Origin of the sequence: Pseudomonas sp. KU43P (genome assembly GCF_033095865.1) — a bacterium.
GTDB lineage: Bacteria > Pseudomonadota > Gammaproteobacteria > Pseudomonadales > Pseudomonadaceae > Aquipseudomonas.
On record NZ_AP019365.1, the window covers coordinates 754417 to 769784 of the forward strand.

The 15368-nt window shown below is 59.1% G+C and carries 17 protein-coding genes and 1 tRNA gene; 12 read left to right on the forward strand and 6 right to left on the reverse strand.

Annotated elements, in window-relative coordinates; translation table 11 throughout:
• Positions 1 to 32 precede the first annotated feature (32 nt).
• The gene (locus KU43P_RS03395; protein ID WP_317661078.1) at positions 33 to 725 is read left to right on the forward strand and encodes an energy-coupling factor ABC transporter permease; all 693 of its coding nucleotides are present in this window, start codon (positions 33 to 35) and stop codon (positions 723 to 725) included.
• Positions 726 to 770: 45 nt separating this feature from the next.
• Here the strand turns inward: KU43P_RS03395 and yacG are convergent, their stop codons facing one another.
• From yacG to KU43P_RS03415, 4 genes are read right to left on the reverse strand one after another with little or no spacing between them, the layout of a single operon-like run.
• Positions 771 to 971 (reverse strand): DNA gyrase inhibitor YacG, encoded by a 201-nt coding sequence (gene yacG, locus KU43P_RS03400; RefSeq protein ID WP_176513869.1) that lies wholly within the window; start codon positions 969 to 971, stop codon positions 771 to 773.
• Positions 968 to 1591, reverse strand: a complete 624-nt coding sequence (coaE, locus tag KU43P_RS03405; protein ID WP_317661079.1) for a dephospho-CoA kinase — start codon at positions 1589 to 1591, stop codon at positions 968 to 970. Before coaE ends, yacG begins: the two co-directional genes overlap by 4 nt.
• Positions 1591 to 2457, reverse strand: a complete 867-nt coding sequence (locus KU43P_RS03410) for a prepilin peptidase (protein WP_317661080.1) — start codon at positions 2455 to 2457, stop codon at positions 1591 to 1593. Before KU43P_RS03410 ends, coaE begins: the two co-directional genes overlap by 1 nt.
• A gap of 2 nt (positions 2458 to 2459) precedes the next feature.
• Positions 2460 to 3668, reverse strand: a complete 1209-nt coding sequence (locus tag KU43P_RS03415) for a type II secretion system F family protein (protein ID WP_317661081.1) — start codon at positions 3666 to 3668, stop codon at positions 2460 to 2462.
• 218 nt (positions 3669 to 3886) lie between these two features.
• On the opposite strand from KU43P_RS03415, the gene KU43P_RS03420 reads away from it, so the two are divergent.
• The 10 genes from KU43P_RS03420 (at position 3887) to KU43P_RS03465 (ending at position 12548) form a co-directional block, all read left to right on the forward strand.
• Positions 3887 to 4297: a pilin gene (locus KU43P_RS03420; protein WP_317661082.1), complete on the forward strand. Its 411-nt coding sequence runs from the start codon at positions 3887 to 3889 to the stop codon at positions 4295 to 4297.
• A gap of 70 nt (positions 4298 to 4367) precedes the next feature.
• Positions 4368 to 4443 (forward strand) — tRNA-Thr (locus KU43P_RS03425).
• A 161-nt stretch (positions 4444 to 4604) separates the two neighbouring features.
• On the forward strand, positions 4605 to 5894 hold the full coding sequence (locus KU43P_RS03430) for a tyrosine-type recombinase/integrase (RefSeq protein ID WP_083567633.1): 1290 nt from the start codon (positions 4605 to 4607) through the stop codon (positions 5892 to 5894).
• A gap of 270 nt (positions 5895 to 6164) precedes the next feature.
• The gene (locus KU43P_RS03435; protein WP_317661083.1) at positions 6165 to 6914 is read left to right on the forward strand and encodes a hypothetical protein; all 750 of its coding nucleotides are present in this window, start codon (positions 6165 to 6167) and stop codon (positions 6912 to 6914) included.
• 98 nt (positions 6915 to 7012) lie between these two features.
• Positions 7013 to 7273: a helix-turn-helix transcriptional regulator gene (locus KU43P_RS03440; RefSeq protein WP_154211779.1), complete on the forward strand. Its 261-nt coding sequence runs from the start codon at positions 7013 to 7015 to the stop codon at positions 7271 to 7273.
• A complete protein-coding gene (locus KU43P_RS03445; RefSeq protein WP_154211778.1) occupies positions 7270 to 7602 on the forward strand; it encodes a hypothetical protein in 333 nt (110 codons plus the stop codon). Before KU43P_RS03440 ends, KU43P_RS03445 begins: the two co-directional genes overlap by 4 nt.
• A 540-nt stretch (positions 7603 to 8142) precedes the next feature.
• Positions 8143 to 8430: a hypothetical protein gene (locus KU43P_RS03450; protein WP_317661084.1), complete on the forward strand. Its 288-nt coding sequence runs from the start codon at positions 8143 to 8145 to the stop codon at positions 8428 to 8430.
• Complete coding sequence (locus KU43P_RS03455; RefSeq protein ID WP_317661085.1) at positions 8427 to 8714, forward strand: DUF3077 domain-containing protein; 288 nt, start codon at positions 8427 to 8429, stop codon at positions 8712 to 8714. Before KU43P_RS03450 ends, KU43P_RS03455 begins: the two co-directional genes overlap by 4 nt.
• A complete protein-coding gene (locus tag KU43P_RS03460) occupies positions 8707 to 11601 on the forward strand; it encodes a DUF927 domain-containing protein (protein WP_317661086.1) in 2895 nt (964 codons plus the stop codon). Before KU43P_RS03455 ends, KU43P_RS03460 begins: the two co-directional genes overlap by 8 nt.
• Positions 11602 to 11690: 89 nt before the next feature.
• Positions 11691 to 12548: a hypothetical protein gene (locus KU43P_RS03465; RefSeq protein ID WP_317661087.1), complete on the forward strand. Its 858-nt coding sequence runs from the start codon at positions 11691 to 11693 to the stop codon at positions 12546 to 12548.
• 284 nt (positions 12549 to 12832) lie between these two features.
• Here the strand turns inward: KU43P_RS03465 and KU43P_RS03470 are convergent, their stop codons facing one another.
• Positions 12833 to 13663, reverse strand: coding sequence for an alpha/beta fold hydrolase (locus tag KU43P_RS03470; protein ID WP_028625055.1), 831 nt, complete (start codon positions 13661 to 13663; stop codon positions 12833 to 12835).
• A 237-nt stretch (positions 13664 to 13900) separates the two neighbouring features.
• Here KU43P_RS03470 and KU43P_RS03475 point away from each other — a divergent pair, with 237 nt between their 5' ends.
• Positions 13901 to 14380: a MerR family transcriptional regulator gene (locus tag KU43P_RS03475; protein ID WP_317663715.1), complete on the forward strand. Its 480-nt coding sequence runs from the start codon at positions 13901 to 13903 to the stop codon at positions 14378 to 14380.
• 15 nt (positions 14381 to 14395) lie between these two features.
• Here KU43P_RS03475 and KU43P_RS03480 read toward each other — a convergent pair whose 3' ends face one another.
• Complete coding sequence (locus KU43P_RS03480) at positions 14396 to 15322, reverse strand: acetoacetate decarboxylase (ADC) (RefSeq protein ID WP_317663717.1); 927 nt, start codon at positions 15320 to 15322, stop codon at positions 14396 to 14398.
• Positions 15323 to 15368: the final 46 nt, after the last annotated feature.

The following is a 15368-nucleotide window of genomic DNA, read 5'->3' on the forward strand; positions in this document are numbered from 1 at the left end:
GACTCAGGCTTATCCACAGGGCAGCAAGGGGTATGCCTCAGGTGATCAGCGCACAGGTATTGTCCGATACCAGCCTCGGCCTCGGCTGGTTGGGTTACGTGCCTTTATTGGTGTGGGCGGCCAGCCGTACCCGCTGGGTGGAGCTGTTCGCCGACCGGCGCCGGCAACATCTGCTGTTCGGCACGGTGTTCTGCCTGTTTGCCTTGTGGTTGGTGCGGCGCGACTTCGATACGGGGGTGTCGTACCACTTCATCGGCATGACCGCGGTGACCCTGCTGCTGGACTGGCCGTTGGCGATTCTGGGGGGCTTCTTCGCCCAGCTCGGGTTGCTGGCGCTCGGGCGCCAGGACCTGGCCGCGCTGGGTGTGAATGGGCTGTTGCTGGTGGGCCTGCCGGTGCTGATCACCGAAGTGTGCGCCATCCTGGTCGAGCGGGCGCAGCCGCGTAACCTGTTCGTCTACATCTTTTGTTCGGGGTTTTTCCCTGCCGCGCTCACGGTGCTGGTCTGCCTGTCGGCGGCGCTGGGTTTGCTGTGGCTGGACGGGCGCTTCGCCATGCCGGAATGGCTGAGCGACTTCGTCGGCTACCTGTGGTTGATGATGTTCCCGGAGGCGTTCATCAACGGCATGGTGATCAGTGCCCTGGTGGTGTTCTGCCCGGAATGGCTGGAGACGTTCAACCGTACCCGGTATCTGCAGGCGCCGTGGAAGGAGGATGAGCGGTAATTCTGTGCCGGCGAGGGCCTGCAAAGCAGGCCCTGTGCACTCAGCTCAGTGCCGCGGCTCCAGATCCCCTGAATAAAGCTCATCCTCAGACTCTTCAGCCCCCGGAATCTTATGCTCCTCGGCCGCCCAAGCCCCCAGATCGATCAACTTGCAACGATCAGAACAGAACGGCCGGAACGCGCTCTTCTCGTTCCATTCCACAGGTGCGCCACAGGTCGGGCAATCGACGGTCAATGGCTTGCTCATGGCTGGCCTCCTCGTAAAGTCAGGTAAAAGTGGTGCAAACGGTCGATCTGCTGGTGCAGCGCAGTCAGGTCGCTGTCGTTCACCACCACATCATCGGCATGGCGCAGACGTTCCTCTCGCGCCAGTTGGGCGCTGAGAATCGCCTGCACCTGCTCGGCGCTGGTATTGTCACGCTGCAAGGTACGCGCCACCTGCAGCGCCTGCGGCGCATCGATCACCAGCACGCGCTGGGTCTTCAGGTGCTGGCCAGACTCGATCAGCAGCGGCGACACATACACCGCATAAGGCGACTCGGCCTTGGCCAGATAACTGAAAATCTCCTGCCCGATCAGCGGGTGCAGCAGCTGCTCCAGCCATTTGCGCTGGGCGGGGTCGGCGAAAATAAGCTGGCGCAAGGCCGCGCGATCGAGCTGGCCGTCTTCCAGCAGCACGCCCGGGCCGAAGCGCTCGACGATGCTGGCCAGGGCCGGGCGGCCACGCTCGACGACCCAGCGCGCCGCCTGGTCGGCATCGACCAGGTGCACGCCAAGCTCGACGAAGCGTTCGGCGGCAGCGCTCTTGCCGCTGCCGATGCCGCCGGTAAGGCCGAGAATCCAGGGTGTAAAGGCCGCAGTGGTCATCAGAGTCCAAGCAGTTGCAGGTAGGAGGCGTATATTTCATCACCCCAGAGCACGGCAATCCACCCCGCAATGGCCAGATAAGGCCCAAAGGGTATCGCCACGTTCACCGGGTGGTGGCGCAGACGCAGCAGGCTTAGGCCGATTACCGCACCCAGCAGCGACGATAACAGCAAGGTCAGCGGCAATACATGCCACCCAGCCCAGGCTCCGATCAACGCCAGCAGCTTGAAGTCGCCATAACCCATGCCCTCCTTGCCGGTCACCAGCTTGAACAGCCAGTACACCGTCCACAGGCTGAGGTACCCGGCCACCGCGCCCCACAAGGCATTGGTCAGCGGCACGAAGACGGCAAAGGCATTCACGATCAGGCCCAGCCACAGCGTCGGCAGCACCAGCACGTCCGGCAACAGGCTGTGGTCGGCATCGATCAGGCTCAGGGCCAGCAAGCACCAGGTCAAAGGCAATGCCAGCAGGGCTTCGAGCGTGGGGCCGAAATGCCAGGCCACCACCAGTGACAGCACCGCGCAGGCAGCCTCCACCAGCGGATAGCGTGGGCTGATGGCGCTTTTACAGGCCGAGCAGCGCCCCCGCAGCAGCAGATAGCTCAACAGGGGAATGTTCTCCCACGCACGGATACGGTGCCCACAATGGGGGCAGTGGGATGCCGGCAGGCACAGGTCGAAGCGCTCGTGCGCATGGTGCTCGAGCCCCAGCACCTCCTGGGCCTCGTGTTGCCATTGGCGCTCCAGCATGATCGGCAGGCGATACACCACCACATTGACGAAGCTGCCCACCAACAGGCCGAGCAAGGTCGCCAGGGTGATGAAGTAGGCCGGCTGCTCAGCCAGGAAAGTCCATAAAGTCATGTTCAGATCAAACTACCCAACTGGAAGATCGGCAGGTACATCGCCACCACCAGGCCGCCCACCAGCACGCCCAGGACCGCCACGATGGCCGGCTCCAGCAGGCTGGTCAACTGGTCCAGCGCCTGGCTGACCTGTTCCTCGTAATGGCTGGCGGCTTTATCCAGCATCTGGTCCAGGGTACCGCTGGATTCGCCGATGTCCGTGAGTTGTATCAACAGGGGCGGAAACAGGGGCTCGCTGGCCATCGCCTGGTGCAGCCCCTGCCCATTGGCCATGCCTTGGCGCAGGCGCAGTATCGCCTGCTGCTGCAGATCGCCACCGCAGGCCCCGGCCACCGTGCCCAGCGCATCCAGCAACGGCACCCCAGCGGCATACGCCGTACCCAGGCTGCGGGCAAAGCGCGCCAGTGCGGCATGGCCGAGCAACCGGCCAAATACCGGTATACGCAGCGCCTGCCGAGATATCCACAGCCGTGTGGGCGCATGCTTGCGATACAGCTCACGCCCACCGAAACAAAGCACGACAGCAGTTATCAACAGCAGCGGCGCCACGCGTCCCAGCCCCGTGGACAAGTCGATGACCCATTGAGTGAACGCCGGCAGTGCGGCATCGAAGCCAGCGAACAGGCTCTCGAAGCGCGGGATCACTTCCAGCAACAAGATCGCCGATACACCCAGGCCCGTCAGCAAAAGCAGGAGTGGGTAGAGCATGGCTTTGCGCAATTTCTTGCGCAGGGCCTGCCGCTGCTCCAGCATCCCGGCCAGTTGTTCCAGCTGCCGGTCGAGCGTGCCAGACTGCTCACCCACGCGCACCAGGTTGCAGAACAACCCATCGAACCAGTCTGGGTGACGCTGCAGCGCATCCGCCAGCCCCAACCCGGCGCCTACATCTTGTTGCAAACGTTGCAGCAACGTCGCCTGCCCTGCATCGCAACCGCTGCGGCTCATCACCTCGAACGCTTGCAGCAGCGGCACGCCAGCCCTGAGCAGCGTCGCCAATTGCCGGCTGAAGCCCGCCGGGTCTCGTTTCTCCCGCGCCGCCGGCCAGCGCCAGGCCAACCCACTTGCCTGGCGTACTTTCGCCACCTGAATACCCTGGCGCTGCAGCCCGGCGCGCACATACGCCGGGCTGCGTCCGGTCACCTGGCCACTGACAGCTGCGCCACTGGCATCGGTGCCATGCCAGGCGTATCGCTGAGTCGAATGTTTCATGCAAAGGTCCTTTTCTGCCCCGTGCGACAAGCCTGGAAACAGCTTGCCGCGTCCCTGGAAGGGCGCGTTTGCTTGATGCTCACTAGAGTAGTTCAGCGAAGGTGACGCCCAGACGGGCAGGGGTGACAAAAGGTGTCTGTTCAGGCCTACTGCGCCGCTGCGGATCCGAGGTCGAGCCTGACCTCACCGAGTATGCGAATCAAAAAGGAAAAGTGTTCATGAAAGGGCAACGCGGTATCACCCTGATCGAACTGATGATCGTCGTGGCGATCATCGGCATTCTGGCGACCATCGCCATCCCGATGTACACCAACCACCAGGCCCGCGCCAAAGCGGCTGCCGGCCTGCTGGAAATCTCCGCGCTGAAAACCGCCATGGACCTGCGCCTGAACGAAGGCAAGGACGTGCCCGACGTCACCGCCCTCGGCGGCCAGGCCGCCACTTCCCATTGCGCCATTACCGCGCAAGGTAGCGCCGCCAATGGCAGCGCCAAAATCGACTGCACCCTGGCTGACGCTCCCGCCATCGTGCTCGGCAAGACCCTCACCCTGACCCGCTCGGCCACGGGCTGGAGCTGCACTACCAACATTGAAGAAGACCTGGCGCCGAGTGGCTGCAAGGGCGCTTGAGGGCAGGTGAATTAGCGAGGGGAAACAGGGGTTTGCGTAACGGCTGCGGCAGTGGTACGTTGCGCTACACGCCGGTGTAGCTCAGTCGGTAGAGCAGCGCACTCGTAACGCGAAGGTCGCAGGTTCGATTCCTGTCTCCGGCACCAGAGACCAGTTTCCAGAAGTCTATGACTGTCTACGAAACACCCCGCAAAGCCCGCCTAGTGCGGGCTTTGTTGTTTCTGTCTGTCTCGTTTTGTCTCTGGGCATCTACGCGATTTAGGGATATGGTTGGGGATATCTCGGTTCGACAAGGAAACGTATCCCTATGGCGCGCACAGTGGTGCCTCTCACCGATCCTAAATGTGATGCGGCCAAGCCTCGGGAGAAGGATTACAAGCTGTTCGATGGCAAAGGCCTCTACCTGCTGGTGAAGCCGTCAGGGGTCAAGACTTGGCGTATGAAGTACACCAAACCTGATGGCCGTGATGGTTTAGCTACGTTTGGCAACTATCCGGCGCTCGGCTTGAAAGCGGCCCGGGAGCGACGCGCTCAAGCGCTTGAGCTTCTTGCTGCTGGGAAAGACCCCATCGAGCAGGCGCGCTTGGACAAACAGGAAGCGGCTAACGCCCGGGCGAACACATTCCGTTTGCTTGCTCAGGAATGGCACGCGGCCTGCGCTCGTAAGTGGACACCTGGTCATGCCTCCACCGTGTGGCGACGCATTGAATCCCACCTGTTGCCCACTCTCGGTGATCGTCCGGTCGCGGAGCTCAAAACACGGGATCTGCTAGTTCCGCTGAAAGCGGCGGAAAAGCGGGATACCTTGGATACGGCTGCACGCCTACGCCAGTACATGACGGGCATCCTCCGCATGGCGGTTCAGCATGGCCATCTGGATTTCAACCCTGCGATCGATCTGCAAGGCGCCACGGCCACCCGCAAAACAGCACACCGGCCTGCTTTGCCATTCGAACGCTTACCTGAGCTTCTTCAGCGGATAGATGCCGACAGCGGGCGCGGCCTGACGAAGCTGGCGGTGCAACTGACCATGTTGGTGTTCATCCGCTCTAGCGAGCTCCGCTTCGCTCGCTGGGGAGAGATAGACATGGGGAGGTTGATGTGGGAAATCCCTGGCGAAAGGGTGGCTATTGAGGGTGTGAAGAACTCCCATCGAGGCTCCAAGATGAGCACGCCACACTTGGTGCCGCTCAGTCGACAGGCTGTAGAGGTGCTGGAGAAAGTTCGTAACCTCACTGGTCGTTTCGATCTGGTGTTTGCGGGTGACCACAATCACTGGAAGCCCATGAGCGAGAACACTGTGAACAAAGCGCTGCGGCGAATGGGGTATGACACCAAAGCAGAGGTATGCGGCCATGGTTTTCGGACAATGGCCTGTTCTGCACTGGTTGAGTCTGGGCTTTGGAGTAAAGACGCGGTCGAGCGGCAAATGAGCCACCAAGAGAGAAACACGGTGCGTGCCGCCTACATACACAAGGCTGAGCACTTACAAGAGCGGAGACTTATGGTGCAGTGGTGGGCCGACTATTTGGATGCTAATCGCAGGGATGCAATTACTCCCTATGATTTTGCCCATGGGAGGTCCCTCCATCCATGAAGCAGACTGAGATGATGGTGGGGGGCATGACGATGCTGGTCCCATCAAAAGCCGGTGTACCAGGTGTAACCCGTGTAACGGATCAGGCCAAGCCGCTGAAATCATTGGGGATTAGGCACGTAACACCGACCAAAATACTTTCGTACACTCGGTGTAACCTGGCCATCCTGTGTAACGCGAAAAGCCCATCGCCCGCCTGCCGGCTTATGTGCATGCTCTCTCAGGCAAATCGCGGGCTCGGCGCAAACTGCCGGGGCGTGGGGGAATGCGATGCAGCCTGACTCGTTGTCCATTGATGGCCTGGCCATCCACCCGACCCGGACTGAATCCAGCGCGATAAGGGAGCATCTGAAGAAGCTCCCAGTTTTCAGCGATTACGCTTCAGAGGTAGATGCCGTACTGAACATCATGGATCACTGTCGCCAGTGGCTCCCGGAGGAAGTCGGCGCAGAGCTGAGCAACGCTGCCTTGCAATACAATGATGCTATCTATCAGGTGATTTCTCACTATGGGGCTAGGCAGCTTGTAGCTCAGTTCCGCAGCTACACCGGTCTAGAAACAGCGGCAGACGTACAAGTTATTGCTGCTTTCGCACTGGCAAATGCTGTCCATGCCTTATGCGGCCTGGCCGAGCACCTGATTGCTCAAGGTCAAGAAATACCTGCCCTTGAGTACTACCAGATGCACCTTTGCTGCATTGAGGACTACGTGCCTGGTGCTAGTGTTTGGCTAGATCCTGAAGCAAGCGCAGCATGCTGCGAGATAGGTGACTTGGCCAGCGCAGCGTCGAGACATGCAGACAGAAAAATCGACGGTGTGTTGAGTGGTATTGCTCGTCGTACGGAGCTCGCCAGCCGTGATCGGGCTATAGAGGGAAAGGCCCTGGAGCTCGTCCGTGCAGGTACAGCTAGGCACAATCTGAACAGCAAGCTGCGTGCCTGGCAGGAGCGCGAAACAGGGGCGTCGCTATCGAAGGTTCAGATGGGTGAAGTCCTCAAACGCATTCCCTGGCTCATGTAAACCAATCCAGTTCACCACCAAAAAAGTAAAGTGAACGTTCGCGACTAAGTAGCTTGTCCATAGTCTGGGCCCTGTAAAACCAATACAGGGATACAGCTATGACACTCCAACCCGCATTGCTGAGCGGCTCGGCAATCGACCAGTCGTCCAGGCTCATTCGCATGAAAGAAGTTGTAGAGCTCGTGGGGCTTGCACGCCCAACGATCTACAAGCTGATGAGTCAACCTGAAAGCACCTTCCCTCAGCCTGTGAAACTCACTGACAGCACCGCCCGCGGCGCTCCCGTGGCTTGGGTTCTTTCTGAAGTTCAGGCCTGGACGCGCGCTCGCATCGCTGCGCGTGACAAGGTGGCCGCATGACGCCAATTTTCCTCCCTCACGCAGCGCTCGATGCAATCGACGAACTGGGCCAAAAGGCTCCAACACATGGGCGGTTGGCGCGCTTGCAAAAACTGCGGGACGAAGCGCTGGCCAAAGGGGCGCACGTTCTGCTGCTGATTTGGCCGACTCTCGATTGGGGGCTACTGGCTATCGAGACGCCTGGCGACGTGACGATTCGAGATGCGGCGCAGTTGGTTCCCAACGTGCTCGCCAATCCCGATGCACTAGGGCAGATGTACGAGAAGGCGCGGCATGGCCGCAATCTCACCTGGCTCAAGCTTGAGCGCCGCCCGGGCGCTGCTCACTAACGAGAACGCCCCCGGCTGCAACCGAGGGCGTCTGAGGATATTCACTTTGCCCGCCTACTCTATGCCATGGCCCAGAGCCATGCAACCCGCCCGCACCTATCAGCTTGCGCCTCGTCGGTTCACACGTTACTCTTCGCAGGTCGCTGCAAATTCAGCGGCCGGGTTTGGCGACCCGACGAAATCAAGGCGCACAAGCGCCCCTATCACGAATGCTGGCGCTTTTTTTGTGCCTGCATTCCTGTGTTATGGCGGCTGTGCGTGGGAGACCTTCGGGTCTGCCGGGTTCCTTGATTCCCGGTTCGCCAACCTGCGCACAGCTGCCACCCTAAATCGTTTGGCGACGATTAGTGGCAGCTCCTCAAATCAAGGAGCTCCGCCCATGCACGCCCTCAATCCGTCTGCCCTCCAGAACCACATTGCTGCCCTGAAGGCCCGTGCCATTGCGGCACTGCACGCCGATTCGTCCCTCTCCGTCCGCTTGGCGCGTTACAACGCTGCTATGGCCCGTGCTCGCGCCCTGGAAGCAAACGGGGGTGCCCAATGACCAATCTAACACAGCACTTTTCTCAGCCAGAAGACCTGCTATGCATCACAGCAAATGCGCCGGTAGGCGTCCCGATTGATGCGCTCACCTGCGCCATTGAGCGAGCCCAAGCAGTGCTGTGCTTGGTAGAGGATCAGTTTGAAAGTGAGCACGGGCAACGCCTGGCTAATAGTGTGATCCTCGGCGCCCTGTGGGATGTGCGCGGAACGCTGGAGCAGATTCGTACCCTGGTCGTGCATGCCGATTACTCGACCTCCCATGTCGCGGAAGGGGGCCGGAAATGAACGGGCACTTTCAGGTCAATACCGTAGGTGGGGTCACCTTCTCTAAGCACAACTCGTTGAATCAACCGCTCTTCAAGGTGTGCCCGGGTGTTTCCGGTGAGGAAGCATTGGAGCAGGCATCGGTGCTCATGAACTGCGTAAACAAACTGACCCAGCTGGCTGGCGTGAGCGAAGACAACGATGCACTGGTGTGGGCGGCACATTATCTGGGCGAGCAGGCAAAGGCGCTTGTCGATGATGTAACCACTGGGATTCAGATTGCCGAGGGAGCCCAGCATGAGTAGGACCACCCCCAACTCCCGGCATCCGACCTTTGCCCAGGTCAAAGCGGCCTCCCTGGCGGCGATTGATCGCGTGTTAGCCCACTGGCTTCCCAATGGCAAGCGTGTAGACGGCGGCAAGGAGTACACCGCCCCCAACCCAACCCGAGCTGACAAGCATTCAGGATCGCTCAAGGTGAACCTGGCCAAAGCTACCTGGTGCGACTTCGCCACCGGTGACAAAGGCGGCGATTTGATCGACCTGGTGCGCTACCTTGATCGCGGCACCGATGTGGAAGCTTGCAACAAGCTGGCGGCTTTCCTCGGTGTCGAGGCAACGAATAGCACCAATGTCACCCCACCCACTGGCCAGGCCAAAAAGCCAGAGTGGGTGCCCGTGTTGCCCATTCCTGAGCAGGCAATGCAGAAGGTGCTGCAAGCGCACCGGCAGCACGGTAAACCTTCCAAGGTTTGGATTTACCGTGATGCCAACGGTCAGCCACTTATGGTGCTTTACCGCTTTGACCTCGGGCCGGATGAGAGCGGCACGGCGCGCAAAGTCTTCGCGCCTCTCACCTGGTGTAAACACTCTGCTAACGGTTCGCTGGCCTGGCGTTGGCAGGGCTTATCGGAGCCACGCCCGCTCCTGCGCCTTGATGACCTGGCTAAACGTCCTTCGGCACCAGTCGTATTGTGCGAGGGTGAAAAGGCCGCCGATGCCGCTGCCGAGCTGTTGCCCGAGCATGTTGCCACCTGCTGGCCTAACGGGACGAACTCTTGGCAGAAGGCTGATTTCGCGGCGCTAGTCGGGCGTGAAGTATTGCTGTGGCCAGATAACGACGCTCCAGGCTTGAAGTGCATGGATGCCTTGGCCGATCACCTTCGGAAGCTTGGAGCTGCCTCGGTTCAGACGGTAGCTTTGACTGTATTCACGCAACTCCCTGGTATGGACGGTGAGCGCCCCATTTTCGCGCCAGGCGGTGAGTGGCGCGAAGGTGACGATGCGGCGGATGCCCAATCCAAAGGCTGGACAGCCCAACACTTGTCGGAGCTGCAACGCACTGGGGAGCTGTCTGCCCTCGCACCTGCCGCCACGCTCAACCCCACCAAGCAGAGCAAAGCCACTGACCAGGCCAAGCCCCAATCCGAGAAGAAAACCGCCCCGGCCCCGAGCGGCTTTCGTGTCACAAAGGATGGGGTGTTCTATGCCGGTGAGGATGGCGAAGCACGACCGGTTTGTTCACGGCTAGAGATCTTGGCGCGCACCCGTGACGAAAAGGGCCACGGCTGGGGCCTGCTGGTAGAGTTCGATGATCCCGACGGGGCCAGCAAGCGCCTTAATATTCCGGCCAGGGCAATGGCGGGCGACTTTGGCAAGGAAGTGCTTGCGCCACTGGTTGATATGGGGCTGCGCCTGGCACCCGTGCGCACTGCTCGCAATTCGCGCAACGACCTACAGAGCTACCTGCAAGGTTATGACGGTTCCGAGCGCGCCCGCTTGGTCACTCGCTTGGGCTGGCATGGGGACGCCTATCTGGTGCCGGATCGGCAGATAGGGGCCAGTACTGAATATCTCCATTTCTACGAGGCCGGCGCCCAGCTCCCGCCCGTCACTCAATCGGGCACGCTGGAGCAGTGGCAACAGCAAATCGGTGCATTGTGTGTGGGCAATAACCGCCTGGCATTCGTTGTGTGCGTCGCTTTTGCTGGGGCAGTGCTGCATTTGCTTGGGCATGAATCGGGCGGTTTCCATCTGTACGGCGACAGCTCGGGCGGAAAGACCACCCACTTGCAAGTCGCGGCCTCAGTTTGGGGTGGGCCGCGCCTGGTGCGCTCCTGGCGCTCTACTGATAACGCCCTGGAAAGTATCGCGGCAGCGCACTCGGACGGATTGCTGGTGCTCGATGAGATCGGGATGTGTGACCCGAGAATCATCGGGGAAACGGTCTATATGTTGGGCAACGGTACCGGCAAAGCCCGGGCTAACGACCGTGGGCTGAGCGGTCGCCAGATACAAGAATGGCGATTGCTGTTCCTTTCCACGGGAGAGAAGACCCTTGCGCAGCACATGGCCGAAGCAAACAAGGATTTGAAAGCGGGTATGGAAGTGCGGCTATTAGCCGTGCCGGCTGACGCCGGAAAAGGACTGGGGTTGTTCGAGGCGCTGCATGGTTTTGAAGATGCCGCTGCGCTTTCGGATGCGCTGAAAGCCCGTGTGGCCAAATCCTATGGATCACCTGCCCTGGCATTCCTGTCGGCCCTGTGCGACCCGACCAAGTTGCGCGCCTATACAGCCATGGTCCGCAGCACAATGGAGCGTTTCACTGCTGAAGCGCTCCCTGCCAGTGCTAGCGGCCAGGCCCAGCGAGCCGCAAGCCGCTTCGGTTTGGCAGCGGCTGCGGGAGAGCTGGCCACCGCCCTGGGCGTTACGGGATGGCCGGACGGTTTGGCACTCGACTCCGCCCGCGTATGCCTGAATGCCTGGCTTGCTGAGCGGGGTGGGGCTGGAAACATGGAAGGTGATGCGATTCTCGCACGCCTGCGCCAGGTGATTGAGCGTTTTGGAGAGAGCCGCTTTACACGCTGGGAATCGACGGCTGCCAAAGTAGATGAACACGGCCCCCGCACTATTGACCGGCTCGGCTTTCGGAAGTCGATGGAGCACGGCATGGGTGATACGTCGCACACGACGACAACCTATTACGTACTTCCCGAAGCTTGGCGCTCTGAAATCTTCCGAGGCATGAACCTCAATGCAGTGAACAAAGAGCTGCTGAGGCGCCGAGTATTAGAGCCTGGCAAAGATGGCAAAGCCTCCACCTCAGTGCGCCTGCCCGGCCTCGGACTACAGCGCTGCTATGTCGTCGTGACGATCCCTGAACCGGCTGAGAACGAAGCACAGGCCGCTTGAACCACTATCTCTAAACCCACGAGGTAGTGTCGGCAACATATGGCCTTGCCAGCCTCGCACAAACCACTTCCAATCATTAGGTGTTGATCATGAAAGAACTGAAAAAGCAGCGTGACGAATTGATTGCAGAGCGGGATTCTCTCGAAGATAGCATTCCGGGCCTGAGAGCTGCGTGGGAGGCAACACCGAGTAACTGGGACCGTCATGGGAATTGTATTGGCAGCCCTGAAAGTACGGCGGCTATGAATAAGCTTTCCAGCGCAGAGGGTCGCTTGCGCAGTATTCCTGGTGCTATTGAGCGAATTGAACGCGAGATCAGCTATCAGGAAAGTTTGGCGAATGCGAAGCAGGCCAAGACAAAGGCTCGTCAAGTCATGTCAGATTCAGTTAACGCGGTAACTTCACTGGAGAGCACTCGCACGCTTATTCTTGAGCGCCTACAAGCGATCCAAAAAGAATCAAATCTAGCCATCGAGAGGGCGCAGCAAGCTGAGATTGAGGCTGCGAACCTCTACGCACGCAACGTAGCAACCGGTAATAGTGAGGGTGAAAAGACTGCAAGCACCGCGATGGAGAGAGCTAGCACCTTGCTCATTGAGGCTGATGAACATGCTAGGCGCCAAGAACTGATTGTCGCTGCATTGCAGGCGGAAATTGAGGCGCTCGATGCTCAGATCTCCAAGGCTAAGCAGGAGTCTAGCCAAGCTCAGGACAGCGCCCTATGCGCAGCCGCTTTGGCCCTCGGCGATGAATGGAATCGCTTGGCCAAGCAACTTGTCGCTGTGGGCTCTCGAATTCTCGCAGCAGACCATCATCGAGGTAGCGGGGGCATGATGTTGTCAGACCTGTCGATCCCGCTCTTCGGCCCCTCAGCCAGAGGGCTCGACCGCGACTACGTGCTAGAGGGAGCTAAAGGCATCACCCTAATAGACCTGATCGAAGCGTAACTCTGAAACAGCCCGCAGATGCGGGCTGTTTGTTATTGCTATGGTTACGTTGATCCCGTCATAAGGCAGCTTGGCCAAGCTCGCGGATGTCCAATAGGGTTCGAGAACAGCTAGCCACGACGGACCGCTATCGACCCAAAGGAGACGCTCGCCAACCACCGCTTTCGGCTAAAAAAGCAGTTATCCATATTGCACAGTTTTGACGGCATCTCGCTGAATTTAAAAGCGCCAATTTGGTGGCGTTGAAAAATATAGGGCGGGGTTACCCACCGCCCTATAATTGATTAGCTCCTTACGAATGCGAGCAGATCGGCGTTAATCGTATCGGCATTGGTTGTAGGCATTCCGTGCGGGAAGCCCGGGTAGATTTTCAGCGTACTGTTTTGCAGAAGTTTGGCTGACAGAACACCGGCATTCTCATAAGGAACGATCTGGTCATCATCACCATGCATCACCAAGACAGGAATCTTGATGCTCTTCAAATCTTCGGTGAAGTCGGTCTGAGAAAACGCCACGATCCCGTCATAGTGTGCCTTTGCACAGCCCATCATGCCTTGTCGCCACCAGTTCCAGACGATGCCCTCGGACGGTTTTGAACCCGGGCGGTTATAGCCGTAAAAAGGCCCTGCTGGAACGTCGTGATAGAACTGTGCGCGATTCGCCTGTAGTTGAGCCTGCAAGTCGTCGAAAACTGATTTAGGCAGGCCGCCAGGATTGCTCGGGGTCTGAACCATCAGCGGCGGCACAGCGCTGATGATGGCTGCTTTCGACACGCGGTCTTCGCCGTGGCGTGCGATGTAATGGATGACTTCACCTCCGCCGGTGGAATGACCGACATGGACAGCGCCTTGCACGCCGAGATGATTAACCACTGCCGCGACGTCATCGGCATAGTGATCCATGTCGTGTCCATCCCAGACCTGGCTGGATCGCCCATGACCACGCCGGTCGTGTGCTACAACCCGGAAACCGTTAGCCAGGAAAAAGAGCATTTGCGCGTCCCAATCGTCCGCGCTAAGCGGCCATCCGTGGTGGAAAAAGACTACCTGGGCATCGCGTGGCCCCCAGTCTTTGTAAAATATTTCAACACCGTCTTGCGTAGTGACATACCCCATGTTCGTATCTCCAGAATGAAGTGAGGGCCTATACCGAATCGCGTTCGGAGCATGGCCTTGAATGAACAAAGTGCAGCCCATCCGATAGGCGGTTCAGAGGGCGCGATTGTGGATTGTTGCGCCTGCTCCATGACTTCCATAACGGCTGAGCAACACGTTGCATTTGTGCTGCTTGGCCGCCCGATGACTTTAGGTTTAAAGTCAACTTCAAGGTCAATAGATTTTTCAGGGTGGGTTATGAGAATAGGCGAACTGTCGAAAATCAGCGGGTTGGCGCCGTCACGCATCCGGTTCTATGAGGCAAGCGGCCTGATCAGGTCCGTCGAACGCAAAGCAAATGGCTACAGGGACTATGCGCCTGATACCGAATGGGTTCTGAAGATCATCACCGGAGCGCAGGCGGCTGGTTTTTCATTGGAAGAAATCCGGCAATTGATGCCGATGAATGCCAGCGGCTGGCAGCACGATGAGTTGCTCAGTGGGCTCAAGCAAAAGGTTGAGGAAATCGGTGTTCTACAGGAACGGCTAGCCCAGAACAAAGCGCAACTTCTGCTCGTCATCAAGGGCATCGAGGGTAAGCCCGAAGGCATGGCGTGTGCGGACAATGCGCAAATGCTGATAAATCGTTTGCGTGAAGAAGGGGGTGGCCAAGCTTCCGGCAAGCGTGCGGTAACGTCTTCCACGAGAAAAAACGCCCGCCAGGCTTCCCGGGCCTGACAGGCGTAACAGGTTTCAGCGCTCGCCAACCAGAGTGGCAAGCGGTTTAGGCGCGTAGAGCGCACTCTGGAACTCAGGCACGTATTCGTACTTCATCATTTTCCCGAGTTTCAGGGCACGGAGGTAATTCGACAGGCTGCCGTCACCCAGGGTAAGGGTGGCCGAATCCGCATCGCGGCTGGAGCCGTGGCTGAGCTGGCGGGAAATAGCGTACCCATAGGCCAGTCGGCCCTGATGATCGAGGTTGGTGAAGCTGCTGGTGACGATATCGACATCATGCGAGAGGCCATTGAGCTTCTTCGCTTTGAAGGACACATCGACCTTGCCGGTCTGGCTGTCGGTGATGTCATAGACTACCGATTGCTCACCTTCTTTGCGGTCAATCCTGGTCAGCCATTTCGGCAGGTTATAGCCGACGACACCACGAACCCGCGCAAGCTCTGTATTGACCGGCAGCTTGAGCACATAGCCCCAGAAATCGCCAGACATCGACTGGCCAATCAGCGTGAACGGCCCCAGATTCGATTTGCCGGGCTTGTTGGTGATAATCGACACGGCCACTTCGTTGTAGGCGTCGTTATCGCAATGTTCATAGGTGTACGCGGTGAATGCTATCAAACCCCGGCCCGGCCAGATTTGTAGGGGTTGCACGGTGGCCATTACTTCCGGAGGCATCAGGGCCCGCAGTGCGTCCAGATCGGCTGTATAGACCGCCGTAACGCGACTGTTCTGGTAGTAAAAGTTCGGGGAGTATGACTCGAAGCCAATGTCGACCTTGTGCTTTTCCAATCCTTTGAACCAGCTCAAATCAACATCCGGCAGTTCTGCTGCAATCACTGACAAGGGCGGGTTCGAGCGATAACGGTCGTACAGGCCGCCCTTGACGACCGGCACTGTGTGGCCTGCGATATCGATTGTGTTGGTTTCAGTCGGGCTGAGCATTTCAGACGTCCCCGCCAACACAGAGTTGGCAATTGAGCTGAACAGC